The sequence below is a fragment of the Ramlibacter tataouinensis genome (assembly GCF_027941915.1).
Taxonomy (GTDB): Bacteria; Pseudomonadota; Gammaproteobacteria; order Burkholderiales; family Burkholderiaceae_C; genus Ramlibacter; species Ramlibacter tataouinensis_C.
On the sequence record NZ_CP116009.1, the window covers coordinates 243,469 to 269,261 of the forward strand.

At 71.1% G+C, this 25,793-nt stretch carries 6 protein-coding genes, 1 tRNA gene and 1 riboswitch; of the genes, 5 read left to right on the forward strand and 2 right to left on the reverse strand.

What is annotated here, in order from left to right; all coding sequences use genetic code 11:
- Positions 1-41: 41 nt before the first annotated feature.
- The 5 genes from PE066_RS01120 (at position 42) to PE066_RS01140 (ending at position 6,123) form a co-directional block, all read left to right on the forward strand.
- Positions 42-1,145, forward strand: a complete 1,104-nt coding sequence (locus tag PE066_RS01120; protein ID WP_271234731.1) for an NAD(P)/FAD-dependent oxidoreductase — start codon at positions 42-44, stop codon at positions 1,143-1,145.
- 84 nt (positions 1,146-1,229) lie between these two features.
- Positions 1,230-1,330: riboswitch (TPP riboswitch) on the forward strand.
- A 59-nt stretch (positions 1,331-1,389) separates the two neighbouring features.
- Positions 1,390-2,688 (forward strand): purine-cytosine permease family protein, encoded by a 1,299-nt coding sequence (locus PE066_RS01125; protein WP_271234732.1) that lies wholly within the window; start codon positions 1,390-1,392, stop codon positions 2,686-2,688.
- 379 nt (positions 2,689-3,067) lie between these two features.
- Complete coding sequence (locus PE066_RS01130; protein ID WP_271234733.1) at positions 3,068-5,080, forward strand: TonB-dependent siderophore receptor; 2,013 nt, start codon at positions 3,068-3,070, stop codon at positions 5,078-5,080.
- A 38-nt stretch (positions 5,081-5,118) separates the two neighbouring features.
- A tRNA-Asn gene (locus tag PE066_RS01135) sits at positions 5,119-5,194 on the forward strand.
- A gap of 122 nt (positions 5,195-5,316) precedes the next feature.
- Positions 5,317-6,123 carry a universal stress protein gene (locus PE066_RS01140; protein ID WP_271234734.1) on the forward strand — a complete coding sequence of 269 codons (807 nt, stop codon included), beginning with the start codon at positions 5,317-5,319 and terminating at the stop codon, positions 6,121-6,123.
- Between the two features lie 91 nt (positions 6,124-6,214).
- Here the strand turns inward: PE066_RS01140 and PE066_RS01145 are convergent, their stop codons facing one another.
- Positions 6,215-7,918 (reverse strand): ShlB/FhaC/HecB family hemolysin secretion/activation protein, encoded by a 1,704-nt coding sequence (locus PE066_RS01145; RefSeq protein WP_271234735.1) that lies wholly within the window; start codon positions 7,916-7,918, stop codon positions 6,215-6,217.
- Positions 7,915-25,737 carry a leukotoxin LktA family filamentous adhesin gene (locus PE066_RS01150; RefSeq protein WP_271234736.1) on the reverse strand — a complete coding sequence of 5,941 codons (17,823 nt, stop codon included), beginning with the start codon at positions 25,735-25,737 and terminating at the stop codon, positions 7,915-7,917. The genes PE066_RS01145 and PE066_RS01150 overlap by 4 nt, the downstream gene beginning before the upstream one ends.
- Positions 25,738-25,793: the final 56 nt, after the last annotated feature.

The window sequence follows — 25,793 nt, forward strand, 5'->3', positions numbered from 1 at the left end:
AGGTGAGGCCCAGAGCGATAGCGGAGCAAGCTAGGATTCGAATGGAACCCCGACTCAGCCAAGAAGTGATCAAGACCGCCGCCGAGCATGACGGCCCCATCGAGACCGACGCCGTGATCGTCGGGGCCGGCCCGGTCGGGCTGTTCCAGGTCTTCGAGCTGGGCCTGCTGGAGATCAAGGCCCACGTGATCGATTCGCTGGCCTACCCCGGCGGCCAGCCGATCGAGCTTTACCCGGACAAGCCGATCTACGACATCCCGGCCATCCCGGTGTGCACCGGCAAGGAGCTGACCGACGCCCTGCTCAAGCAGATCGAGCCGTTCGGCGCCACCTTCCACCTGGGCCAGACCGTCACCGAGCTGAGCAGGCAGGACGACGGCCGCTTCTTCGTGCAGACCTCCAAGGGCACCCAGTTCCTGACCAAGACCGTCTTCATCGCCGCCGGCGTGGGCGCCTTCGAGCCGCGCACGCTCAAGGTCGACGGCCTGGACAAGTTCAGCGACTCGCAGCTGTTCTACCGGGTCCGCAACCCGGCCGACTTCGCCGGCAAGAACCTGGTGATCGTCGGCGGCGGCGACTCGGCGCTGGACTGGACGCTCAACTTCGCGGCCGAGGGCCCGAACAAGGCCGAGAGCGTGATCCTGGTGCACCGGCGCGACGGCTTCAAGGCCGCGCCCGCCTCGGTGGCGAAGATGCGGGAGCTGTGCGACCAGTACGAGATGCAGTTCATCGTCGGCCAGGTCACCGGCTACGAGGAAAAGGACGGCCGCCTGACCGGCGCCAAGGTCACCGGCGCCGACGGCGTGACGCGCGTGGTGCCGCTGGACATGCTGCTGGTGTTCTTCGGCCTGTCGCCCAAGCTGGGGCCCATCGCCGACTGGGGCCTGGACATCGAGCGCAAGCAGCTGGTGGTGGACACCGAGAAGTTCTCCACCAGCGTGCCCGGCATCTTCGCGGTGGGCGACATCAACACCTACCCCGGCAAGAAGAAGCTGATCCTCTCGGGCTTCCACGAATGCGCGCTGGCCGCCTTCGCCGCCGCGCCCATCATCTTCCCGGAGAAGGGCAAGATCCACCTGCAGTACACCACCACCTCGCCCAAGCTGCACAAGGTGCTGGGGGTGGAGTCGCCGGTGTTCGACTGACACCGCACGGCAGCCATGGCATGACGGGGGCCCTGCGGGGCCCTTCTTCATGGCGGCTTACAATCCGCGCCGCGCTCGCAAGGGCGCATCCGCTAGGGGTGTTGCTGCCTTCAGGCAGCGACTGAGACAGTCCCTTCGAACCTGATTGAGGTAATCCTCGCGCAGGGAAGCCGGCCAACGCAGCAGCGCCCTTCGCGGGCTTCGCTCCCAGGCTTGCCTTCGCGCGACCCACTGGAGTTTCGCGATGGCCACCCTCCCGCCTGCCGCAGCAACGCTGCCCCTTCCCGCCGCCAACCAGGCGCTGACACCCCTGCCCGCTTCCGAGCGCGTATTCGGCTGGCGCGAACACGCGTCCCTGTGGTTCAGCCTGGGCGTCGGCCTGCTGGTGATGCAGGTCGGCGCCTACCTGGTGCCGGCGCTCGGCGCGCGCGATGCCCTGCTGGCGATCGTCGCCGGTTCGGTCATCGGCGCCGGGCTGCTGGCCTGGGTCGCCAAGCTGGGCTGCGACAGCGGCCTGGCCAGCGCCGGGCTGATGCATGCCGTCTATGGCAGCGGCTTCGCGCGGCTGCCCATCGTCCTGAACATCGTCCAGCTGCTCGGCTGGGGGACGTTCGAGCTGGTCGTGATGCGCGATGCCACCGTGGCCATCGCCGCCCAGGGCGGCAGCGCCGCCGGCTGGTGGCCGCTGGCCGCGACGCTGGCCTGGGGCGGGCTGGTAGCGCTGCTGGTCTCCGGCTCGATGGTGCGGCTGGTGCGCCGAATCGTCTCGCGCGTCGCGCTGCCGCTGGTGGTGCTGTCGCTCCTGTGGCTCAGCTGGCAGTTTCTCGGCATGGCCCAAGCGCAGGGCTGGCAGGCGCTGTGGCGCCGCCCGGGCGCCGGCGGCATGGGCGTGCTGCAAGCCCTGGACCTGGTGATCGCCATGCCGATCTCCTGGCTGCCGCTGGTGGCGGACTATGCCCGGCACGGCTCGAGCGGGCGCGCCGCCCTGAAGGGAACCTGGTTCGGCTTCGCCCTGGCCAACACCTGGTGCTATGCCCTCGGCGTGCTGGTGGCACTGACCCTGCCCAGCCAGGACCTGGTGACGGCCCTGCTGCTGGCGCAAGGCGGCCTGATCGCGCTGTCGCTGATCCTGATCGACGAGGTCGACAACGCTTACGGCGACGCCTACTCGGGTGCCGTGTCCAGCCACAGCCTGGCGCCGGGCTGGAGCATCCGGCGCTGGGGACTCGCCATGGCCGTGGTCTGCACCGCCATGGCCCTGGTGCTGCCCATGCACAGCCTGGAGCCGTTCCTGCTGCTGCTCAGCTCGGTGTTCGTGCCGCTGTTCGGCGTGGTGCTGGGCCGGCTGTCCTTCGGCACCGACACCGTGGCGCTGCTCGCGCGGGCGCGCCGCGCCGAAGCGGTGCCGATCGCGATCTGGGTCGCCGGCATCGTCACGTACCACGCCTGCGGCCGGTTCGCGCCTGCACTGGGCTCGGCCCTGCCCGCGCTGGCGCTGACCTTCGCGCTGGCGTGGGCCACGCGGCCGCGGGCGAAATCCTAGGCCGCCCGCAGTCGCGCCGGCTGCAGCGCCTGCGCATCGGGCGGTGTTCGCCCCAGCAGCAACGCCGCCTCGTCGAGGTTGGGCGTGACGCGTGCCGCTAGAATCCGCGAACGCTTCGCCGCTTGCGGTGAAGTCCGCTGGGGGTGTTGCCGTGCGCGGCGACTGAGAGAGTCCCTTTGAACCTGATTGAGGTAATCCTCGCGCAGGGAAGCAAGCGTCGGGCGGCGCTCCGGGTTCTCGCAGGAGCAGCAAGCCGTCCCCCGCTGGCCCACCTGCCACCACCGTTGAAGGACACGGCGTGGCACGACTCCAACCGATTCCGGGCGCAGTAGCGCTCCTTCTTCTTGCGCTGTCCGCGGCGCAGGCGCAGGAAACCACCTTGCGCCCCCTCGTCATCACGCCGGCCGAGGTGCCGGCGGCGGCCGACGTCACCGGCTTCGGCGACTTCCCGCGCAAGGAAGTGCCGGTGTCCACCACCGTCATCACCGGCCAGGAGATCGACGACAGCGGCGCACGCCGCCTGGCCGACCTGACCCGCTTCGACAGCTCCGTCAGCGACGCCTACAACGCGCCCGGCTACTGGGACTTCCTGTCCATCCGCGGCTTCACCCTGAACAACCAGTTCAACTACCGGCGCGAGGGCCTGCCGATCAACGCGGAGACCACGATCCCGCTGGACAACAAGGAACGCATCGAGGTGCTCAAGGGCACCAGCGGCATCCAGGCCGGCACCAGCGCGCCGGGCGGGCTGGTCAACTATGTCGTCAAGCGCCCGACCGCACGCCCGCTGCGCGAAGTGCGCCTGGAGGCGAGCCAGCGCGGCAGCCTGCTGGGCGCGGTCGACCTGGGCGGCCGCTTCGGGGTCGACGACGCCTTCGGCTACCGCCTGAACGCCGCGCAGGAGCGCCTGCGCCCGCTGGTGCGCAACACCGACGGCGAGCGCAGCCTGCTGGCGCTGGCGGCCGACTGGCGCGCCAGCCGCGATGCGCTGGTGGAAGCCGAGATCGAATGGAGCCGGCACGGCCAGCCCAGCCAGACCGGCTTCAGCCTGCTCGGCAACGTCCTGCCCGGCCCGGTGGACCCGCGGCTGAACCTGAACAACCAGCCCTGGCTGCAGCGCTCGCAATTCGACGCCCTCACCGGCACCCTGCGCTTCACCCAGGCGCTGGGCAGCAACTGGCGCTGGACCGCGCAACTGGGCACCCAGCGGCTCGAGACCGACGACTTCACGGCCTTTCCATTCGGCTGCTCGGCGGAAGGCAACTTCGACCGCTTCTGCTCGGACGGCACCTTCGACTACTACGACTTCCGCAGCCAGGACGAGCGCCGCCGGCGCGATGCCGCGGCCGGTAAGCTGGCCGGCAGCGTGCAGGCCGGCGGCGTCACGCACGAGCTGTCGGGCGGGGTGCTGCGGCATCGCACGCGAGATCGCTTCAACCCGCAGGCCTTCAACCTGGCCGGCACCGGAACCATCGACGGCCTGGCCGTGGTGCCGCCCAGCCCGGTGACCGGCTTCATCGTGCCGGACCGCGACGAGCACACCACCGAGTTCCACCTGCAGGACGCGGTCCGCTGGAACGATCGCCTGACCACCTGGCTGGGCGTGCGCCACACGCGCCTGGACCGCGGCTACCGCCAGAGCCTGACCACGCCGTGGGCGGCCGTCAGCTACAAGCTCGGCGACCAGGTGGCGTACGGCAGCTGGGGCGAAGGCGTGGAGTCCTGGCAGGTCACGACCGATCCGCTGTTCGCCCTGGCCAACGCCGGGCAGGTGCTGCCGGCCGCCAAGTCGCGCCAGGCCGAGGTGGGGCTGCGCGGCGGCGATGCGGCGCTGGGCTGGCAGGTCGCGCTGTTCCAGGTGCGCCGCCCGATGACCAACTTCGACTTCTGCACCCGCACCTTTGCCTGTGCCGTCGGCCAGTACGACGGCTCGGCCGTGCATCGCGGGCTGGAGGCCTCGGCGCAATGGACGCAAGGGCCGTGGCGGCTGCAGGGCGGCGCCACCCTGCTGCGCGCGCGCCGCGAAGGCAGCGTCTACGAGCCCGCCACCAACGGCCAGCAGCCGGTGAACGTGCCGGAGGTCGTGCTGCGCGGCAGCGCCGCCTACCGCCTCGCGGCCGTGCCGGGCCTGGAGCTGCAGGGCCACGTCTCGCACGAGGGCTCGCGCCCGGTGCTGGCCGACGGCTCGGTGTCGATCCCCTCGTGGACGCGCCTGGACGCCGCGCTGCGCTACGAGCGCCGCATCGGCGCGGCCGACACCACCTGGACCGTGGGCGTGCACAACCTGCTGGACCGCCGCTACTGGCGCGAATCCCCCACCCAGTTCGCGCACGTCTACCTGTACCCGGGTGCCCCTCGCACCCTTCGCGTGTCTTTTGCTGCCGCGTTCTGAAGAAGAGCCGAAAAGTCCCGCTATAATCGAAGGCTCTTTCCCCGATAGCTCAGTCGGTAGAGCGCCGGACTGTTAATCCGTAGGTCCCTGGTTCGAGCCCAGGTCGGGGAGCCAAATCCAGCAAGGCCCCGCACGCAAGTGCGGGGCCTTTGCTTTTGGCTGAGCCGAATGCAGCCGCACTTGCCCGATTCGAGCGCCTGCGGCAAGCTGGGGCCGCAACTTCCGCCCCACACGCCATGTACACGCGAATCCTTGTTCCGGTCGACGGCTCGTCGTTCTCGAACCAGATCCTGCCGCTGGCAGGCACGATCGCGAGGGCGACCGGCGCCCAGCTGGCCCTGTACCGCGCGGTCGGAAGGACCGACGGGGTCGCCGAGGCGCGCCATGCATTGCAGACCCTGGCCGATTCCTGCGGGGCCGAGGCCATCTGCACGGAGGTGCACGGGGGCGTGGCCGAGGCGATCCACCAGGAAGCCGAGCGCGTTCCCGGCACGCTGGTGGCCATCACCTCGCATGGGCGATCCGGCGTCATGCGCGCCGTGCTCGGCAGCACGGCGCTGGACGTCTTGCGCACCGGCGGCAACCCCATCCTCGTCTACCGCCCCCGGGAGCCGGCCGCGGGTTCGGCAGCCGCCGGGGCGGCGATCGAACGCATCTTCGTTCCGCTGGACGGCAGCCCCTTGTCCGAATCGATCATCCCGCAGGCCGTGGACCTCGCGCGCGGGTTGAAGGCGCGCATGGTGGTGGTCGCGGTGCTCGGCCGGGTCGGTGCGTCCGGGCTGGAAGGGCTCGACGTCATGGAGTCCAACTACGTCCAGAACCAGGCGGCGGCGATCACCCGGACGCACGGCATCGATGCCGGGTGGGAGGTCCTGCATGGCGATCCGGAGAAGGCAATTCCGGAATTCGTGCGCAACTACCCCGCTTCGATCCTGGCCATGACCACGCGCGGGCGCAGCGCCGTGACCTCCGCCCTGCTCGGCAGCGTCACGGCCGCTGCCTTGCGGGACGGGGGCGTGCCGGTGTTCACGCGCCTGCCGTGAGGCGAGCCCGCGCGGGCTTCGATCCTTTGCCGCTGCTTCCCAAGGCCAGCGGCAGCAACGCCGGCAGCGCGTCAGTGCCCGTCGGCCCCCTTCAAAGCAGGTGCCAGATCAACTGCGCGTTGATGCGGTAGTTGCGCGGCTCCTCCGGTGGCGCGCCGACCGGCAGGCTCAGCGTCACGCGGGCGCTGGCGGTGCTGCCGAAGGTCAGGTTGACGCCGGCACCGACCGCGGTGAGCGCATCGGAGCCGCGCGGATTCAACTGCGGCCGGAACGGGCGGACCACGCCGTGGTCCAGGAAGACGAAGGCCGATCCGGCAGCGGCGGACGACGGCGGCAGGGCCAGCCGGTAATGCGCCTCCAGGTTCAGGACATACCCGCGGTCGCCGGAGAACAGGCCCAGCGAGTGGCCGCGCACCGAGCCTTCGCCGCCGATCACGATCTGCTCGCTGGACGGCAGCAGCTTGAGCGGGGCGTACTGCCAGGAGAGCGAGCCCACCAGCGTCAGGTCGGGGCTCCAGGTGAGGCTGCGCCGCAGGGTGCCGCGCAGCAGCGTGTAGTGGCGCGCGGGCGCGCCGTCCGGCCGGTCGATGCCGGAGCCGAGTTCGGCGGTGCCGGTCCAGTAGCCGTTGTCGCCGAGGACCTGCAGGTCCAGCCCCACGGTGCCGCCCGAGAGTTCGGACGCCGTCAGCGGCGTGCCGACGATCCAGTTGGCGGTACGCCGCTGCTTGAACGAGGCCAGCGCGTCGAGCTGAAAGCGCGATTGGACCCGCAGCGGATGGCGCAGCGACAGCGAGATCGACTCGGCCGAACCGGTGACGTCGAGCGGCGCGATCGGCCCGTTCACGACGCGCGTGCGGTCCTTGAAGTAGCCCAGCGTCAGCCGGGTGCCGAGCCTGGTGACTGGCACGCCGTAGCTGAGGTAGTTGCCTTCGTGTCCTTCCGATCGAACCGCCGACAGGTAGATGTCGTCACGCCGGCCGGTCAGGCTGCGGCGCATGTAGGCAACGCCCACGCGCCCCTCGCCGGTGAGCGTCGAACCGGAGTTGTCGACGAACAGGCGCAGCTCGTTGCGCTTGGGCTCCTGCACCTGCAGCTGGATGTCGGTCTGGCCAAGCTCGCTGCCGGGCCGCAGGTCGGCGCGCAGCTGCGCGTCGTTGCTGCGGTTGAAGCGGACCAGGTCCTGCTCGAGCTCGCCCATGTCGACCAGCATCGGCGGCTTGAGCGTGAGCCGGTCGCGGATGTAATCCTCGTTGGTCGACTCGTTGCCCTGGATGCGCACCTGCCCGACCCGCCCTTCCACCAGCCGGATGCGCACCGTGCCGTCGGTGACGTCCTGCGGCGGCAGCACGGCCTGCGCGGTGACGATGCCCTTGGCCCGGTACAGCTCGTTGATGCGCGCCGTCAGCTCGCGCAGGTCCGACAGGCGCAGGCTGCGGCCGCGGTAGCCCGCCACCAGCGCGTCGATCGCCCCCGCATCGAGCAGCTCCGAGCGCGGCTCGACCCGGATCTCGCGCACCTCGAAGGGCATGGAATCGGCCCCCGCAGGGGCGGGTTCCGCCGGCGCGGTGGGCCGCACCGGCTGCTCGATGCGGTCGCGGCGCAGTTCGTCGGCGCGCATGCGCCGCTCGCGCTCGATCTCGCGCTGCTGGATCACCGCCGGATCGGACCCGGGCGGAATCTGGACCGGCTGCGCCAGCGCGCCGCCGGCCAGGACGAGGAAGGCCAGCCCGAGCGGCAGGCGCGAAGTCTCGCGGCGATGTCCGCCGCTGCATGGTTCGTGTTGCAGGGTTCTCACTCCTCGCGCCGCTCCTCGCCCTCGGCGGCCGGCGGCTGGCCCAGCATCACCGGCACACCGGTGTAGCGCACGGTCTCGCCGCTGGGCTGGATGGCGGGCCGCGACGGCGGGTTGGCCAGCCGCACCACCAGCGCGCCCTGGTCGAGCGAGGTTTCCGCCACGCTCGAATCGAGCCCGGTGGACTGGCTCAGCACCGTGTGCGTCAGGTACTTGCGGTGGATGATGTCGGCGCCGCGCGTCTCGAACGCGCTGCGGTCCAGGTACAGGTAGAAGGTTCCGGGCGCGCTGTACAGCTGCACGTCGTACGGGTTCTGCACGGCCGGGCTGGCGTTGTCCATCAGCAGGCGGGTCTGCGGGTTGTCCACCAGCAGCCGGTTGCCGATGTAGCCGGAGACCAGCTCGATCGTGCCGGTGGGCGCGGTCAGCGCCGCGTTCTGCGCTGCGAAGCGGTCGAACGTGATGCCGAACGGGCTGTTGATGGTCAGCCGGACATTGCTCATCACCGGCCGGTTGCGGCCGATCAGCGTGGCCTGCAGCGCCGGCGACGCCTGGGTGTGCTGGATCGACGCATCGACGCTGTCGCTCACCAGCACCAGCCGGCGGCCGACTTCGAAGCTGTCGCCGACGATGGCGTCGCGCGCATAGAGCACCACGCCGCCGCCGACCACCCGGCTCACGTCGATGGCGCCGTTCTGCGCATCCATCGTCGCGTCGCCCGCGACCGCATGGACCAGGTTGCCGGTGATGTTGTCGCGCGCGACCAGGGTGGCATTGCCGATGGTGGCGACGACGTCGCCCACGCGGATGTCCGAACCGGCGGTCAGCGTGATGTTCCCGTTGGCGGTGCCGGTGCCCAGGTCGATGTCGCCGTTCGTGGCGGTCAACACGGCGCTGCCGGCCGTGCTGGTCACCGTCGTCGCATCAACGTTGTCGGCCGCGACCAGTTGCACGTCGTGGGCCGCACGGGTCAGGTTTCCGGTGGCGCTCCCGCCCTGCGCGTTCAGCAGCACGTTGCCGGCCAGGCTCTCGATGCGCGTGTAGCGCGCCCCCGGCGTGCCGCCAATCGACTGGCCGGCGGTGATGGTGACATCGTTCCGGGCTTCCACCACGTCCACCTTCACGTTGCCGGTCGTGGCCGTCAGCGTCACGGTATCGGCCGAGTCGGTGGTGCTGGCCACCAGGTCGCCCGTCGCAGTGGTGGCAGCGAGGCTGCCGGCACCGGTCGTCAGCGCGTTCGCGGTGATGCCGGTCTGGGCGTTCAGCGTCATCGCACCTTGCGCGTTGGCGCTGCCGAGCAGCATGGCGCCGGTCTGCGCGGTCGCAGCCAGCGCGCCGTTGACGGCTTGCGTGGTCGTCAGGTCGAGCTCGTTGCTGGCCGTCAGCGTCACGTTGCCGTTGCCGCGGGTGACATCGCCCGTGATGCTGCCGCCTTGCGCATTCAGCGCCACGTGGCCGCCCAGGCTCTCGATGCGCGTGTAGCGCGCCCCCGGCGTGCCGCCGATCGACTGGCCGGCGGTCACGGTCACGTCGTTCTGGCCTTCGACCACATCCACCTGCACGTTGCCGGTCGTCGCCGTCAGCGTCACGGCGTCGGCCGCGTCGGTGGTGCTGGCCACCAGGTCACCCGTCGCAGTGGTGGCAGCGATGCTGCCGGCGCCGGTCGTCAGCGCGTTCGCGGTGATGCCGGTCTGGGCATTCAGCGTCAGCGCACCTTGCGCGTTGGCGCTGCCGAGCAGGATGGCGCCGTTCTGCGCGGTGGCGGTCAGCGCGCCATTCACGGCTTGCGTGGTGCTCAGGTCGAGGCCGTTGCCGGCCGTCAACGTCACGTTGCCGTTGCCACGGGTGACGTCACCCGTGATGCTGCCGCCTTGCGCGTTCAGCGCCACGTTGCCGCCCGCGCTCTCGACGCGCGTGTAGCGCGCCCCCGGCGTGCCGCCGATCGACTGGCCGGCGGTGACTGTCACGTCGTTCCGGGCTTCGACCACGTCCACCTTCACGTTGCCGGTCGTCGCCGTCAGCGTCACGGCATCGGCCGAGTCGGTGGTGCTGGCCACCAGGTCGCCCGTCGCAGCGGTGGCAGCGATGCTGCCGGCGCCGGTCGTCAGCGAGTTCGCGGTGATGCCGGTCTGGGCGTTCAGCGTCAGCGCACCTTGCGCGTTGGCGCTGCCCAGCAGGATGGCGCCGTTCTGCGCGGTGGCCGTCAGCGCGCCATTCACGGCTTGCGTGGTGCTCAGGTCGAGGCCGTTGCTGGCCGTCAACGCGACGTTGCCGCTGCCGCGGGTGACGTCGCCCGTGATGCTGCCGCCTTGCGCGTTCAGTGCCACGTTGCCGCCCAGGCTCTCGATGCGCGTGTAGCGCGCCCCCGGCGTGCCGCCGATCGACTGGCCGGCGGTGACGGTGACGTCGTTCTGGGCGTCGACCACGTCCACCTGCACGTTGCCGGTCGTGGCCGTCAGCGTCACGGCATCGGCGGCGTCGGTGGTGCTGGCCACCAGGTCACCCGTCGCAGTGGTGGCAGCGATGCTGCCGGCGCCGGTCGATAGCGAGCTCGCGGTGATACCGGCCTGGGCCGTCAGCGTCATCTGCCCTTGCGACCGGGCCGATGTGCCCACGGCCACCGACCCGCCGGTCGAAGTCAACGCCAGTGTGCCGTTCTGCGCCGTGGTGCTGGTGGCAGCCAGGTTCCCGCCCGCCACCATCTGCACATCGCCGCCGGCCGTCGTGCTACCAGCCGTCAGCGTGCCGGTGGCGGAGAGCTGGGCCCGGCCGCCGGTGGCCGTCACGGTGCCGGTCGACAGGTTGCCGCCGAGGGCCGCCAGGAGGGCATCGGTTGCCGCGGTCACCGAGGTGATGGCGGCCGACTGCGCGGCCACGTTCACCGAGGCGGTCGCGCTGCCCAGCGTGGCCGCGCTCAGCGCGCCGCCCACGCTCAGGTCCAGCGTGCCCTGGGCGGACGCGCTGCTGACTGCCAGGTCGTCCCGTTCGGACAGGTAAATCGAGCCGCCGCTGCTGGCAGCCGCCAGCGAGGCGACCTGCATCTCGATCGCATTCGGCCGCGCCGCATCGGCCGCACCCGGCCCCGTCTGCGTGGCATTGCCGATGCCGCCGGCTGCGGTGAGCGTGACGCCCGCCCCGGCCGCGTTGGCGACGATATCGTCTTCGGCGTCCTCGCCGGCTTCCAGGATGCGTCCTGCCGTGCTGGTGGCACTCAGCGCCGCGGCCGTTGCGTTGCCGGTCTCGATGTGCGACAGGAACATGTCGCCGGCCGTCGCCAGCGTGATCGTGCCGGTCTGGCTGCGGATGTGGGAGCCGTCCGCCATGTCCAGCGTCGGAGCGGCGATGCCGATCGCGCCGGACCCGGTATCGAGGCTGCCCGTGGCCTGGAAGTTGATGCCGCCCGCGCTGGACTGCAGCGTGGCGGTTCCTGCCCCGGCGACGTTGACCGCGCCGTGGATGTCCAGCCCGGTGGTGCCGCCGCGCAGCACCAGGTCGCCGCCGCTGACCGACATGCCGTCCACCCGCAGCGGCGCCGCCGCCAGGTTGTCGATGTAGGTCCCGCCGTTGCGGCTCACGGTGACCAGCGGACCGCCGGTGCTGTCGACTTCGATGGCGTTGCCGGCGCTGCCGATGGCGCCGCCGGCGTCCAGCCGCAGGCCGCCCACCTTGGCCTTGAGCGTGCCGTCGTTGATCGCATCCAGGATCGATCCCGGCGCGGCCAGCGACGCCGCCCCCGCCGAGAACAGCGAGGACAGGTTGATGTGGCCGGTGAGTTCCCTCAGGTGCACCGGTCCGTTGGCGCGGGCCGTCAGCGCGTAGCCGTCCTGCAGATCCAGCTTGAGCGGGTCGGCCTCGGTGCCGATGCCGCCGGAGCCGCCTTCCACCAGCAGGTTGCGCCCGCTGATGGCGGCCGTGTCGGGCCCGGTCTGCACGTCCCGGATGCCCTTGGCCACCTTGATGCGGATGTCGCCCTGCGCGCTGTTGATGGCCTTGACGTTGACGTCGCCGGCGCCGCCGCCCAGCGTGCCCTCGGAGCCGAGATAGACCTCGTTCTTCGCGTTGATGGTGATCGAGCCGCCCTCGCGGAAATCGACGTCGACGTCGTCCTTGATGTCGATGAAGACCTTGTTGGCCACGTTGTCGACGCGGATGTCGTCGCGCTCGGCACCGGCCGCGGCCAGCTTCTGCTGGTCGGTGAAGCTGCCGGCGTTGGCCAGGCTCAGTTCCACCGTGCCGGCCGACTTGCCGACCGAGCCGTTGAGCGCGTTCAGCGTGACGTGTCGGCCGATCACGTTCGCCTCCTCCACCTGCGCCGTGGTGTCGCCGGTGGTGCGGATCGATCCCAGCGACATCGAGTAGCGCAGCTGCGACTCGGTCCAGCTGCCGCCCTTGGCCAGCGCGGTGCTCTCGGCCGTGGACACCGAGTAGGAGAACGAGGGGTCGTAGGTGCCGGAGCCCCAGGCCGCATGGGCCGCCTTGATCTCGTTGGTGCGGTCGGCTTCGTACGCCGCGATCTGCACGTTGTCCCAGCCGATCGCGCCGAGGTTGGCGCGCTCCTGCGCCGAGGCCACGTAGGCGTAGGTCGAGGGATCGAAGCTGTCGGCCGCGAACTGGCCGGGGATGATCACGCCGTCGCCGTCGAGCTGAGGCCGCACGTTGCGCAGCTGCCAGTAGGCGTGGTAGCCCTGCTCCTTCGATTTTTTGTAGCTGGCCTCGTTGGCGACCACCTTGGCGGATGCCGAGGCGCCGGTCAGGCCGAGCGAGTTCCACCAGCTGCGCAGCTCGTCGATGCTGCGGTCGTCGGCGGTCTCGCTCTTGTTCCAGTCGTACAGGCTGCCGTTGGCCACGCTGATGGTGACGTCACCGGCCTGCGACTCGACCTTGTCGAGGTAGAGGTGGCCGTTGGCCTGGCGCACGTTGATGTTGCCGGCCGCCCCGGCCGACAGCCCGCCGGAGGCCTTGGAGGTCTCGTCGACCTGGCCGACCTGCAGGTTCAGCGCCGTCGTGTCGGTGCCGATGGCGCCATTCACGGCCTTGAGGACCACGTCCTGGCCCTTGATGCGCACCGCGCTGTCGACGCCGGTGGCGATCGACACCAGGTTGCGCTCGGCCGTGACGTAGGCGTTGGCCGTGCCGGCGTCGATCGAGTTGACCGTGATGTCGCCGCTGGTGGTGCGCAGCGCCACCACGGCGTTGCTCGAGCGCGCCTTGACGTCGCCGCTGCCCACCTGCTGCAGCGTGATCGCCGACGCCTCGGTGCCGATGCCGTCGCGGCCGTACAGGTCGTGCGCCTTGGCGATCAGCGTCGACTGCGCCGTGTCCACGCCGCTCGCGCCGCTCGACAGGCCCTGGATGCTGCCGGCGCTGGAACTCATGGTCAGCGAGCCGTTGCGGCTGGCGATGGCGCCCTGCCCCAGCAGGATCGAGCCGACCGACTGCACCGTGACGGCGCTGGTGTCGTAGCCGGCGAAGTTGATCGCGATCGGGTAGTCGGCCTTGACCGAGAAGCGGTGGAAGTCCTGGCCGATGCGCTTCCAGACCTCCACGTCCTCCCGGCACCAGTACGCGCCGCAGCCATGGCGGCCGGTCTCGTAGCTGGAGGCGTGGTGGAAGTCCCTGGTCGTGCGGTAGCTGAAGTCGTACTTGAACGCCGTACCGGCGTTGGCGGGGTCGTACTCGAGGTAGCCGCCGCGCTGGAAATCGATGGTCGTGCCCGGCACGTAGTAGTAGTTGGTCAGCCAGTAGTCGCTGCCATCGTCGCGGGCGCAGCTGTCGCCGCCGATGCCGTAGCAGCCCTTGGTGGTGTAGACGACCTTGTCGCGCTGCACCACCTGCTGCTGCCCGGCCGTCCAGCCGAAGCGCCAGCCGGCCTGCGGCGCGTACGTGGTGTCGCGCGTGTTGCTGACGTAGCTCGGGCTCTTCTCCTCGCTGCCCCAGAACTCCTTCTTCTGGATGTCGGCGCCGATGCGGCGGAACTCGGTGGTGACGAAGCGGTTGCTGCCGTCGGGCGCCAGCCGCGAGGTGTCGGTGATCCGGATCACGCCCTCGAGGTTGTTGCCGGCATCCAGGCCCTGCAGCACGACGGCGTGCGCCGTGTCGTTCTTGACGTAGATCTTGCCGTAGCCGTCGATGGTGCGCAGCTGGCCGCCGCCGGTGTTGATGATGCGGCCGGTCAGCTGCATGTAGCTGCCTTCCAGCGCGACCGGCTTGATCTCGATGCGCTGCTCGCGCGCGTTCCACACCGCGTCGATCAGCTTCTCGGCATTGCCGCCGCCGTAGTACTTCAGGCCGGACAGCGCGTAGTACGGGTCGGCCGGGCGGTTGGCGCTGTAGTGCGCCTGCGCGTTGGCGATCTGCTGCTCCACGCTGGCCGCGCCGCGGGCGCCGCTGATGGCGTCGAGGTGGACCGACATCTCCGGCATGCCGGCCTGCACCAGGCCGTTGATGTTCAGGATGCGCGCGTTCAGGAACACGTTGTTCCCGGCCACGATGCCGCCCAGGCCGTTGCGTCCGGTGCCGACCGTCTCGCGGGCGCCGTTCGGGTTGGTCGCGCTGGCGCCGATGGCGTAGTTGATGGAACGGTTGCGGTAGTCGTCGACGAAGGCGTTGGCGATGTCGGACCACAGCGCGGTCGGGTCGCTGGCCACCGGGTAGAAGCCGTCGACGAAGGACAGCACGAAGTCGCGCCCGGCGGTGATGTGCACCTCGTTGCCCAGCACGCGGGCCCCGGTCTGGGTGCCGTCGCGGCGGGTCACGCTCTTGATGATCACGCTGCCGTCGGGGTTGGTCAGGTTGATCACCCCGTTCATGTTGCGCACCTCGTCGGTCACCTCGAGGTTGGGCTGCGCGCTGCTGTTCGACGGCACGTCGATGGTGACGTTGATCGACGGCGCCCCGCCGGCGGAGCCGGTGGTGATCGAGCCGAAGGCGGCGCCGCCGCCGGTGCGGCTGTTGATCTCGGCGTTGCTGGCCACCGGTGCGCCGTTGAGGTACAGGTGGCCGCCCGGGTTGTCCGGAATCTTCAGGTAGCCGACCCGGATGTAGTTGTCCGAGCTGGACTGGATGTTGATGCTGGCATTGCCCGGCGCCTTGAGCGTGCCGGTGCCATACAGGCGGCCGCCCTTGACGTGGATGTCGCCGCCGGTGGCCGTGATGTTCTCGATCGGCGTGAACCACACGATCTTGGACGTCACGCCGGCGCCCAGGTAGGCGTCGCGGTCGGCCTTGAGCCGCTGGATCTCGGCGTCGAAGGCCGCCACGATCTCGGGCGAGTTCGCGTACTGGGTCTTGAGCTGCTCGTAGCGCGCCAGGTCGGCGTTGATGGAGGCGACCAGGTCCTGCTGGAAGCTCTGGCCGACCCGGGCTCGCGCGTCCTCGCTGTTGGCGGTGATGGTCGGGTTGGCGCCGGAGCCGGAGATCGCCAGGTTCACCACGTTCTGGATGCCGACCTCCACCGCGCCGTTGACCATGGCACCGGTGGTCGCCAGCGAGGTGCTGCTGCCGCCGGTGGTCTCGAAGGACACGTCGCCGCCGCCGAAGGCGTTGGAGATGGCGCTGCCGATGGCGGCCAGGGCCTGCTGGTACAGGTCCTTGGCGACGCCGTGGCCGCGCACGTGGGTGTTGCCCGCCGTGGTGTCCAGGTAGATGTCGCGCACCGAGCGCACCTTGGCGCGGTCGTGCACGAACACCTGGTTGTCCTGGTTCACCAGCGCGTCGGCTTCGGGCGACCCGGTGATCGGGATCGCCACGTTGTTGAAGACGTTGGTCAGGGCGGTGGCGCGCAGGTCGTTGACGCTGGCGCCGGCCTGGCCGGCCTGGAGCTGGATGTTCCAGTCGGCGCGCAGGCTGGCATCGGGGTTGATCACCACCGAGTTGGCGGTGCGCACGGCGGAACCCGACGCGCCCTTGGCCACCCCGGCCAGGCCGTAGGTGGAGGTGTAGCTCTCGGTCTGGACGTTGGCCGAGGTGCTGGCGCCCATCACGATCTCGCCCTTGGAGTCGACCGTCGCGCCCTGCCCGACCTCGGCGCTCGCGTTGGCGGTCGCGTCGAAGTCGGAATCGGCCAGCGCCACGGCGATGGCGCCACCGGCATCCAGGTGCGCCTTCTGCGTCGCCTGGATGCTGTTGAGCGCTGTCACCGTGACCTGGCCGTAGCGGCCCTCGTCGTCGTCGCCCAGCAGGCGCACCGTCGCGTTCTTGCCGATGCGCGCGAGGGTGTCGAGCCGCAGGTCGGTCTCGGCATACGCGCCGGCGCCGGCGAACAGGCCACCCGATGCGGCCTTGACGTCCCAGCCGTTGTCGGGCTTGACCGCCAGGTTCTCGGCCTTGATCGACAGCGGCAGCTGGATGCTGGTCGCGTCGGCGCCGACCTGCAGCACGGCGTTGTCGGCCACCTGCGCGGTGACGCGCGAGTCGATGTCGTGTTCGCCATAGGCGCCGCTGCCACCCACCACGCCGGCATTGACGCTGTCGGTGCGGGAGTTGAACTTGGCGGTGTGCCGGGCCGACAGGTCGGCGGCATTGGGCGTCAGCGGGTTGGCCGTGGTGCCGGCCTTGTAGTCGGTCAGCACGTTCGAGAAGTTGCGCGTGCGCGCGTGCGCCGCCTGGCCGGCGATCGCGCCGCCGGAGCCGGCGACCGCGCTGGCGTAGTTGTCGTCGTGGCCGCTGGCCCGCATGACCAGGTTGGCGCCGGCGTCGCCCTTGACGCCGCTGCCGATCCGCGCGGTGGTGCTGGTACGGTTGCCGTCGGAGGAGCCCGCCTCGGCCAGCGCCGTGTTGGCGCCGATCGCCAGCAGGCCGCCGACGCTCACGCCGGTCACGCTGGCCGACTGGCGGCTGTCGTTGGCGGCCGTGACCACCAGCGAGCCGGATTCGGCGTCGTCGCTCAGCGCCACCGTGACGTTGTCGCCGACCTCGGAGCCGACCGTGGCCTTGTGGCTGGCGCGAGCGTCGGTGGCAGCGATGCCGACCAGCCCGCCGCCCGCGCCGGCGATGGCTTCGGCCTTGGCCGTGGGCCCGGTGCCGACCCGGCTGGAGGCGTCGGTGGTGAGGCTGCGGGCCGTGATCGTGCTGCCGGCGTTCACGCCGGCGTCGACCGCGAGCGTGTTGACGGCGCTGGCGCTGGACACGCCGATGCCGGCGTAGAGCGCCCCGGAGTAGCCCTGGGCCCGGGCGGAACTGGCCGCGGTGTAGGCCGCATCGACGCGCACGTTGCCGCCGGCGGCATTGATCACGCCGCCGAGCCGCGCAGCGACGCTGCCGGTGTCGCTGGCCCGGGCATCGGCGCCCGCGCCCGCATAGACCCCGCCGGCGCCGCCCCAGGCATGGGCCGTCACCGCGCCGGAGCGGGTGGCCAGCACTGCCAGGTCGCGTGCGCCGAGGTGGGCCGTGGCCGTGCCGGTGGCGCCTTCGCCGAAGACCGAGCGGGTGCTGCCGCTCTTCTGGGCATCGGCGATCACCGCGCCGGCGGCAACCGCGCCGGCACTCGCGCCCCAGGCGCTGGCCTTGACGTCGGTGCTGTCGGTGGCGCGCACGGTGGAGGCCGCGTTGCCGCCGGTGCGCGTCAGGGTGCTGCCTTTGGAGACGCTCGCCTCCACGGTGCTGTTGGAAGTGGCGAGCGCCACCGCGGCGCCGACGGCCACCAGCCCGGCCGACCCTTGCACGGCCTGGGCCCGGACCGCCTCTTGTGCCGCGCTGCCGGCCTGCGAGCGGGCCTCGACCAGGATCTCGCCGCCGGCGCTGATGGTGTTGCTGCCGGTGGTGCGCGCGCGCACGTCGCTCTGCAGGTCGGTGACGGCCACCCCGCCGCCCGCGCCGACCAGGCCGCCGACCGCGCCGGAGCCGGCGCCGGCATCGAGCTGGTTCTTCTCGGTCGCCTGGATCTTCACGGCGCCGGTGGCGTCCAGCGTGGTGCCGCTGGCGGTGGCCAGCGTGGCGGTGGCCGAGGCGCCGGTGACGCGGGTCTTCAGGTCCTGCTTGCCGCCGCTGTTGATCGCATCGACCTCGGAGGCACGCAGGCCGATCGCGCTGGCGTTGCCGGATGCATCCACGTTGCCGGCGCTGCCGGCCTCCAGCCGGTTGCCCGCGGTGATGCCGCTGGCCCTGGAGACCGTGCCGTCGTTGTCCTTGTCGATCTCGCGGCGGGCCTCGCTGCCGGGTGCGTCGCCCGACAGGACGACCGCCGCGGCTCCGCTGAGGCCCACGGCCGAGCCGCCGCCGACGGCCAGCGCCAACGCCTGGGCGTCGCGGTCGGAGGTGGATTCGATGCGGATGTCGCCCGCGGCATGCACCGAGCCGTTCTCGATCGCGGCCTGGGTGGCGTTCTCGATGCGGATCACCGAGGCACCCGCAGCGATGCCGTAGCCGCCCAGCGCCAGGCCGACGGCGCCGCCCTTGGCGGTGGTGTCGACCGTGTCGTTGGCAACCACCGAAACGTTGCCGGCGCGGGCACCGGCCAAGCCGATGGTGCTGCCCGCGACCCGTGCGACGGTCGTGTTCTTGATGACGGTGACGACCGCGTTGCCGGCGAACGCCAGTCCGCCCGCACCGGCGCCAGCCACGGCGATGGTGTCGATGCCGGTGCTGCTGTCGGCGTTGACCGCCACCGCGCCGGCGGTATTGACGGTGGTGTTCAGCACCTCCGCCCGGGTGGTGTGCTCGTCGATGGCCACGCCGACCGAGGCCGCGCCGGCACCGCCGCCGGCCGCCACGCCGCCGGTGGCCAGGAAGATCCGGGTGTCGTGGTCGGCCTTGACCTGCAGGCTGCCGGCGTCGATGGTCGAGCCGCTCGCGTAAGCGTGCGTCAGCCCCTGGAAGGTGGTGGCTGCCGCCGTGCCCACCAGCGCCGCCAGGCCGGCCGAGCCGCCGACGGCATAGGACGAGGCACCCTGCGTGCTGCGCGCCTCGACCACGGCCGCGCCCAGCGCCGCCACCGAGGCGTTCTCCAGGTAGGCCTTGGTGTTGCGGCTGAAGGCGTTGGTCTCGATCGCGCCGCCCACGCCAGCCGCCCCGGCGGTCAGCGAACCGACGAAGCCGTTGGCGAACGAGTGGTCGCTGGCCTTGACCGACAGGTTCTGGTTGGGGTGCCCCTCCAGCACCGTGTCACGGTTGACCTGCGCGCCCTTCACGTACGCCGTGGTCTCGCCGCCGATCAGGTTGAGGTTGGTGACGCCGCCGACGCCGGCGTACTTGCCGGCCGCGACGTTGACGACGATGTTCTCGATCGAGTGCGAGGCCGAGGCATTGACCGCCACCCCCCGCACGGTTTCGTCCGCCTTGCGGCCGGCCAGGTCGGTGCGGCCCCAGCCAGCCAGCGCGCCGCCATTGGCCATGATGTTGTCGTAGGCGCCCGAGACGCCGATCGGCGATGCCAGCAGGCCGCTCTTGACCGTCAGCGCGTCGCTCGAGTAGGCCCGGCCGTCGACCCGCGTGGTCGCGCCGTCGATGAAGGCCCGGGTGCTGCCGCTGATGCTGTTCACGGCCACCGACGCGCCCACCCCCACGGTGGACAGGCCGATGCCGGCCGAGCCGGCGACCAGCGTGATCCTGTCGTCGGCGTCGGCGATGACGCCGACGTTGTCGTCGGCCGCGACCTGGGCGCCGCCGTCGATGCGCGCCGTCGTGTCGTTGCCGATCAGGTTGACGGCGACCGAGCCGCCGACCGCGACCTGGCCCGAGGCGGCCACGCCGGCGGCCGCGGCCTTGATCGATTCGTCGGACTCGGCCTTGACCAGCATCGATTTCACCTGCTGGCCGCTGCTGCCGGCCTTCTTGCCGGAGATGGCCGCTTCGGTGGTGTTGGCGATCCGGTTCACCGCGGTGGCGACCCCCGCCGCCGCGGAGCCGGAGAAGGCCGCGCCGCCGGCCAGCGTCTCGATGGTCGCGCTGTCGCTGGCCGTGACCTTGGCGGCGGTGCTGGGGTCGCGCACCTGGAGCGGACCGCCGTCGCCGTCGGTGACGGTTTTGACCGCCGCGCCGGTGACGGTGGAGTCCACCAGCTTCGCCCGCGTGGTGTTGGTGATCTCGTTGGCCGCCGCCGAGCCGGAGAAGGCGAACTTCTGCGAGGCGCTGGCCGCCACGGCGAGTGCCGTGATGGCGCCGCTGGAGGTGGCCTGCAGTTCCAGCGTCTCGGCGCCGTCGATGTCGGCGCCCTGCACGTTCACCACCGCGCTGTCGCCGATCTTGCTGTACGCGATCGCGCCGCCCACCGCGTTGGTGCCGGCCGCGATGCTGCCGGCCAGCGTCTGGATGGTGGCGCTGTCCCGCGCCAGCACGCGGAAGCTGTCGGCGCCGTTGTCGCCCAGGCGGGCGGTGGCGTTGCGGAACTCGGCCGTGGTGGCGTTGTCGATGAAGTTCAGCGAGATCGAGCCGGCGAAGCCCACGCCCTCGCCGGCCACCGCGCCGGCCACCGCCGCCGAACGGATGACGGAGGCGTTCTGCGCGTCGATGCGGATCACGTCCGCGCCGGTCAGCGTGGCGGGGCCCTCGACCTTGGCCGTGACCGTGTTGTCGATGTTGTTGTAGGTGGCGGCGGCGCCGCCGGCCGAGCCCTGCAGGCTGGCCGACACCGCACCGGCCAGCGTGTCCAGCCGGCTGTTGTCGGTGGCGACGACCTTCACTTCCTTCGCCGTGGCGGTCTTCGCGCTGGACGCACTGATGCGGGCGGTGACTGTGTTGTCGACCTCGTTGATCGTGGCCGAGCCGGTGCCCGCCAGGTCGCTGCTGACGGCCACGCCGGCGGCGATCGCCAGCATGCTGGTCTTGGAGTCGGCCTTGACTTCCAGCGTGCCGCCGGTGGCCGTGACGGTGGCGTCGGCCACCGCGGCTTCCAGGGTGTTCTGGATCCGGTTGTAGTTGATGGCGATGCCGGCGCTCTTGCTGCCGCTGCCCGGCGTGAAGGTGGCGTTGCCGGCCACCGCCGTGATGCTGTTGCCGCCGGCCACGGCGTCGATGCCGCCGACGTGCGAGCGCACCGTGCTGCCGTCGTAGTCCATGCCCTCGTCGCCGCTCGCGGCAAACAGGGTGTCCAGCGACGCAACCTTGTCGACGTCCTGCGCATTGACGAGCACCGAGCCGGTGCTGGCGACGGTGGCGTTCTCGATCTTCGCCACCGTCCGGTTGGTGACGTCGTTGATCACCACCGAGCCGGCGATCTGGATCGCGCTTTGCTTGGTGCTGGCCGCCACCATGGCCGCGCCGGAGGCGATCTGCATGGAGTTGAAGGCGCTCACGCCCACCGTGTCGAACTGCGTGACGGTGGAGCCGCCGCGGATCGCCGCCTCGGTGTCCTGCCGCACGTCGGCGTAGCTGACCGCGCCGCCGACGCCGCGGGTGCCGCCGAAGGCCAGCGCGCCGCCGCCGGTGCCCAGCCGGGTCCGGTTGTAGGCGGCCACGTCCAGGTTGCGGCCGGTGCCGGACGCATCGCCGGTGAGGGTGGCGTTGTCCACCAGCGCCGAGACCTTGTTGCGAGTGGCGCCGGTGTCGTCGGTCGCGCTGTCGGTGTCGAAGAAGGTCAGCGACAGCGCGCCGGTGCCCTGCCACGAGGTGTGGGTGCCGGTGCTGGCGTCCACGTTCAGGCCGACGCCGATCGACAGGGTCTCGCCGCCCTTGACGGCATGCACGGCGACATCGTTGGCCCCCGTGACGGTGGCATTGCGGATCGCCGCCTCGGCGCCGCCGGCGATGACGTTGACCGCGACCGCGCCGGCCACGCCGACCGAGGGCGAACTGCCGGCCTGCTTGCCGCGGGTCAGCGCGCCGCCGGCCGCCGCCGTCACGATGTCGGTCTGGTTGACTGCCTGCACCTGGAGCGAAGCCTCCTGGGTGCCTTCCTTGAACTGCTCGATGGTGGCGTTCTCGACCTTGGCCGTGGCCTGCACGTCGGCCTCGTTGACCGCCACCGAGCCGGCGCCGGCCAGCGTGAAGCTGTACTTGGTGCCGCCCTTGGCCTGCTTGCCGCCCTGGCTGGCGCCGGACTCGGGCTTGCTGTCCACCACGCTGGCGATCGTCAGCAGCGTCTGGTCGTACTTCTCCTTGAGCTTGGTGAAGGTGCCGCCCTTGTCGTCGGAGTTGGACGCCACGGCGCCGGCCACCGCGATGGTCTCCAGGTGGCCGGCCGTGTCGGCGCGCACCGCCAGGTCGCGCGCCACGACCTTGCCGGTGCTGAGGTTCAGCGCGCTGCTGCGCCCGGCCATGGTGTCGTTGTCGGCGACGGCCGCGAGCGCCGTCAGGTTGGCGGTGTTGCTGGCCACGCCGATGCCGACCGAGGCGCCATTGGCGAACGACAGGCCGCCCCCCACGGCCCACGACACGCTGTCGTCCTTGGCCCTGACGTCAATGTCGGCCGCGCGCACGGTGGCCTCGTTGTCGATCACGGCCGCCGTGGTCCGGTCCAGGGTGGTGGCGGTGAAGGTGCCGCTCAGGCCCACGCTCTCGCCGGCCCCGGCCACGGCCGCCACCGTGACGAGGTTGGCTTTGGAGCCGGCGCTGAGGCGGAACTCCTCCGTGGCCTCGGTCGTGCTGGCGGAGCCGCGCACCAGCGCGCCTTCGCGCAGCAGCGCCAGCGTCTCGCCGGTGTAGCGCACGTCGTTGTAGGAGCCGCCGATGGCCGCCGGCCCGCCGGCGGTCTTGGTCGGCTTGCCGACCAGCCAGCGCAGGGTGGTGTCGGTGTCGGCGCGCACGTGGGCCGCCGCATCGAACTTGAAGGTCTGGTCGTCGTCGGCCGTGTCGCCCACCCGCACGGTGGGCCCGGACCAGGCGCCGGTGGCGCTGCCGCTGAGGATCAGGCTGGCGCCGGTATCGACGATGGCGCGGGCATCGATCTCGTAGCCCTGCATGTTCACCGCGCCGGCCAGCCCGGCCTGGGTGCCGGAAGCCTTGGCCGAAGCTCCGCCGTTGAACCAGCTGAACGGATCGATGGCCAGCGTGAGGTTCTCCACGCTCTCCTTGACCTCGCCCCACGAGCCCCAGTCGCTGACCGAGCCGATCGATTTCTCGGGCACCAGGACGTCGGCCGAAACGCCGATGCGCGGCGCCTGCAGCACGGCGTTGGCGGCGACGATGGAATCGGCCGAAGCCTTGTACTTGGCGATGGCCACGCCGGCGGACACCGACACCTTGGACGTGTCCGTGGTCGACTGGCTCTTGTTGGAGTTGGACACGGCGGCGGCGTGGGCCTGGGCGCCGGTGCTCTCCTGCAGCACCCGCGCGGCGCTGACGACCTGCTCGCTGGCCGTGATGCGGCCGCCGACCTTGGCGGTGGCGGTCGCTTCGGATTCGGCCCAGGCGATGGCGCCGCCCAGGCGGAACGGCGACTCCTTGGGCTTGACCTTGGAACTGAGCGGCTCGCCGAACAGCAGTGCGACCAGCGAATCCTGGCCGGCCTCGGTGACGCCCAGCGCCTTGCGATCGACGCCGTTGACGATGGCGTCGGTGAGCGTCTGGCCGACCTTGGAGGTCGCCACCGTCTCGTCCTGCGCGATCCGGTTGACCGACAGCACGTTGACCGATTTCGCGCCGCCGATGTCGGCGGCGATCTCGGCGCTGGTGCTGGACTTGTGTTCGCTGATCGCCAGCACCACCGCCGCCATGCCCTCGCCGCCGGCGTCCTGGCCGGCGGTCGAGGCCGAGGCGTTGCTGAACGAGTTGTGGTTGGTGGCGGCGACCTGCACCGTGTCGCTGACATTGACGGTCGCGTTCTGCTCGATGCGGGCCGTGGCGTTCACGTCGGCCTGGGTGAAACCGACCGCGAACGACATGGCCATCTTGCCGTCGGCGCTGCCTTCCACCTCGCCCGCCAGTTCGGCGGTGTTGTGCGCGCGCATGGACAGGTTGGCGGCCGTGACGCTCGAGCCACCCTTGAGCTCGACCTTGGCATCCGCCTTGTTGCGCATGTACATGGCGCCCAGGCCGATCGGCGATGCCACGCCGGGCGGGCCGGGCGGAGTGCTGGTGATGGCCGCCTTGGTGTTGTTGGTGGCGTCGAGCGTGACGTTGCCCGATGCCTGGATCTGCGTGCCCGAGTTGATGCTCACCGTGGAGGCGCCGATCGCCTGCGAGTGCACCAGGTCCAGGCCCACGAAGGCCGCCAGCATCTGGCTGGCGCCGTGCGCCGCGATGGTGACCGTCTGCAGCGCGGCATCGACGGCGCTGCCGGTGCTCTGCCACTCGTTGGTGATGGTGGTGGTGGCGGAGACGTTCACGTCCTTGCCGCGCACGCTGGTGCCGGTCAGGCTGACGCTGGCGCTGCCCTCGCGGTAGCCCATGGCATTGACGATGGGCGTGCGCGCGGCCTCGATGTCGACGTTGCCGCCGGTGCCTGTGCCGGTGGCGTGGGCATGGAGGCTGGCGGCGCCGGCCGTGATGGCGGCCGACTGCAGCAGGATGTTGCCGCCCTTGCCGTTGGCTGCGGTGGCCAGCACCTTGACGCCGTCCTCGATGGTGATGGCGTGGCCGAAGATCTCGTTGCCGCGTGCGTCCAGGGTGATGTCACCGGCGTTGAAGGCACCGGTGGCGTGCGAGAGCAGCTTGCTGCCGGACTTCAGCACGATCTCGGGCGCCTTCAGCGTGATCGTGCCGGAGTGGCCTTCCGAGGCCGCCGCCTCGTAATCGGTGGTGCCGGCCGCCACGTCGCGGCTGGAGATCACCACGCCGGTGTCCAGGATGATCTGGTCGGTCGCGACGAACGAGATGTTGGCGCCGTCGGTGATCCGCCCGGAGGTGCTGGCGGTGATGGTGGTGGGGTCGATCAGCACCGAGCCGTTGGCGCCGTCCTGCGCCTTGGCCAGGAACTGGCCGCCGTCCAGGCGCACGTTGTCGCGCGCGCTCAGCTCGATGAAGCCGCCGTCGCCGGAGCTGCCGGCGCGGGCGTCGATCACCGCGCCGCTGCGGAAGCTGGCATCGCGGTCGGCCCACAGGTTGACCGTGCCGCCGGCCGAGCCTTCGCCGGTGCCGCGCGCAGTGAGGTTGGCGCCGGCCCGCAGGTCCAGGTTGCCGCCCGCGCGGATGTCGATCTCGCCCCCCTTCACCCCGGCCGAGCCGGCCGCGGCCAGCATGCCGCTGACGGCCACGTCGCCGTCGGCGACGATGCGGATGCGGCCGGCTTCGGCCACCACGTGCGAGCCGGAAGCCAGGCCGTTGGCATTCACCACGTCGCGGAAGTCGGGCGCGCTGCCCAGGAAGCGGGCCCCGGCGTACACCACGCCGCCGACGTTGATCGTGCCGGCCGAGAAGGCCACGCCGTCGATGGCATTGACCGTGCCCTGGATGGAGATCAGGCCGGTGCCGCTGCGCGGCGCGGTGCCTGCCAGCAGGCTGCCGACGGCGGCCGGGTCGGGCATGCCGGGCGACAGGAAGAAGCTGTCGGCGAATTGCTGGGTCGGGGTGCTGACGTTCAGGCTGCCGACATTGACCACGCCGCCGGCGCCCACGACGAAGCCGTGCGGGTTGGCGAACCAGACGTTGCCGCCGATGCGGCCGTCCTTGACGGCATTGAGGATGCCGTCGATTTCGGTGCGGTGGTCCCGGACGATGTTGACCAGGTGGGCCGCACCGGTGGGCACGTGCAGGTTGGTGGCGGTGGCCGCCGGCACGCTGAAGGTGTGGAAGGAGTTGAAGGCATTGCCGGCCTGCAGCGTGCCGGTGTGCACGTCGGTGATCGACCCGTTGACCGTCACCGTCGTCGCCGTGCGCCCATCGGGCCGGATGGCCTGCGCCTGCGCCAGCGGCGCGCTCACCAGCAGGTACGAACCCAGGAAGAAGGCCAGCGAGCCGTCCCAGCGCCAGCGCGCGCCAACCTGCAACCGGGGGGTGGTGATCATGTCCATGCGGGTACCTCGAGGGGCCCGGAACGGGGCAATCGCGCAGCGACCGCAGCCAGGCC

Excerpts from the sequence above, each read along its gene's own strand:
- PE066_RS01120 (WP_271234731.1), top strand. The coding sequence starts at position 42 with ATGGAACCCCGACTCAGCCAAGAAGTGATCAAGACCGCCGCCGAGCAT.
- PE066_RS01125 (WP_271234732.1), top strand. The coding sequence starts at position 1,390 with ATGGCCACCCTCCCGCCTGCCGCAGCAACGCTGCCCCTTCCCGCCGCC.
- PE066_RS01140 (WP_271234734.1), top strand. The coding sequence starts at position 5,317 with ATGTACACGCGAATCCTTGTTCCGGTCGACGGCTCGTCGTTCTCGAAC.
- PE066_RS01150 (WP_271234736.1), bottom strand. The coding sequence starts at position 25,737 with ATGGACATGATCACCACCCCCCGGTTGCAGGTTGGCGCGCGCTGGCGC.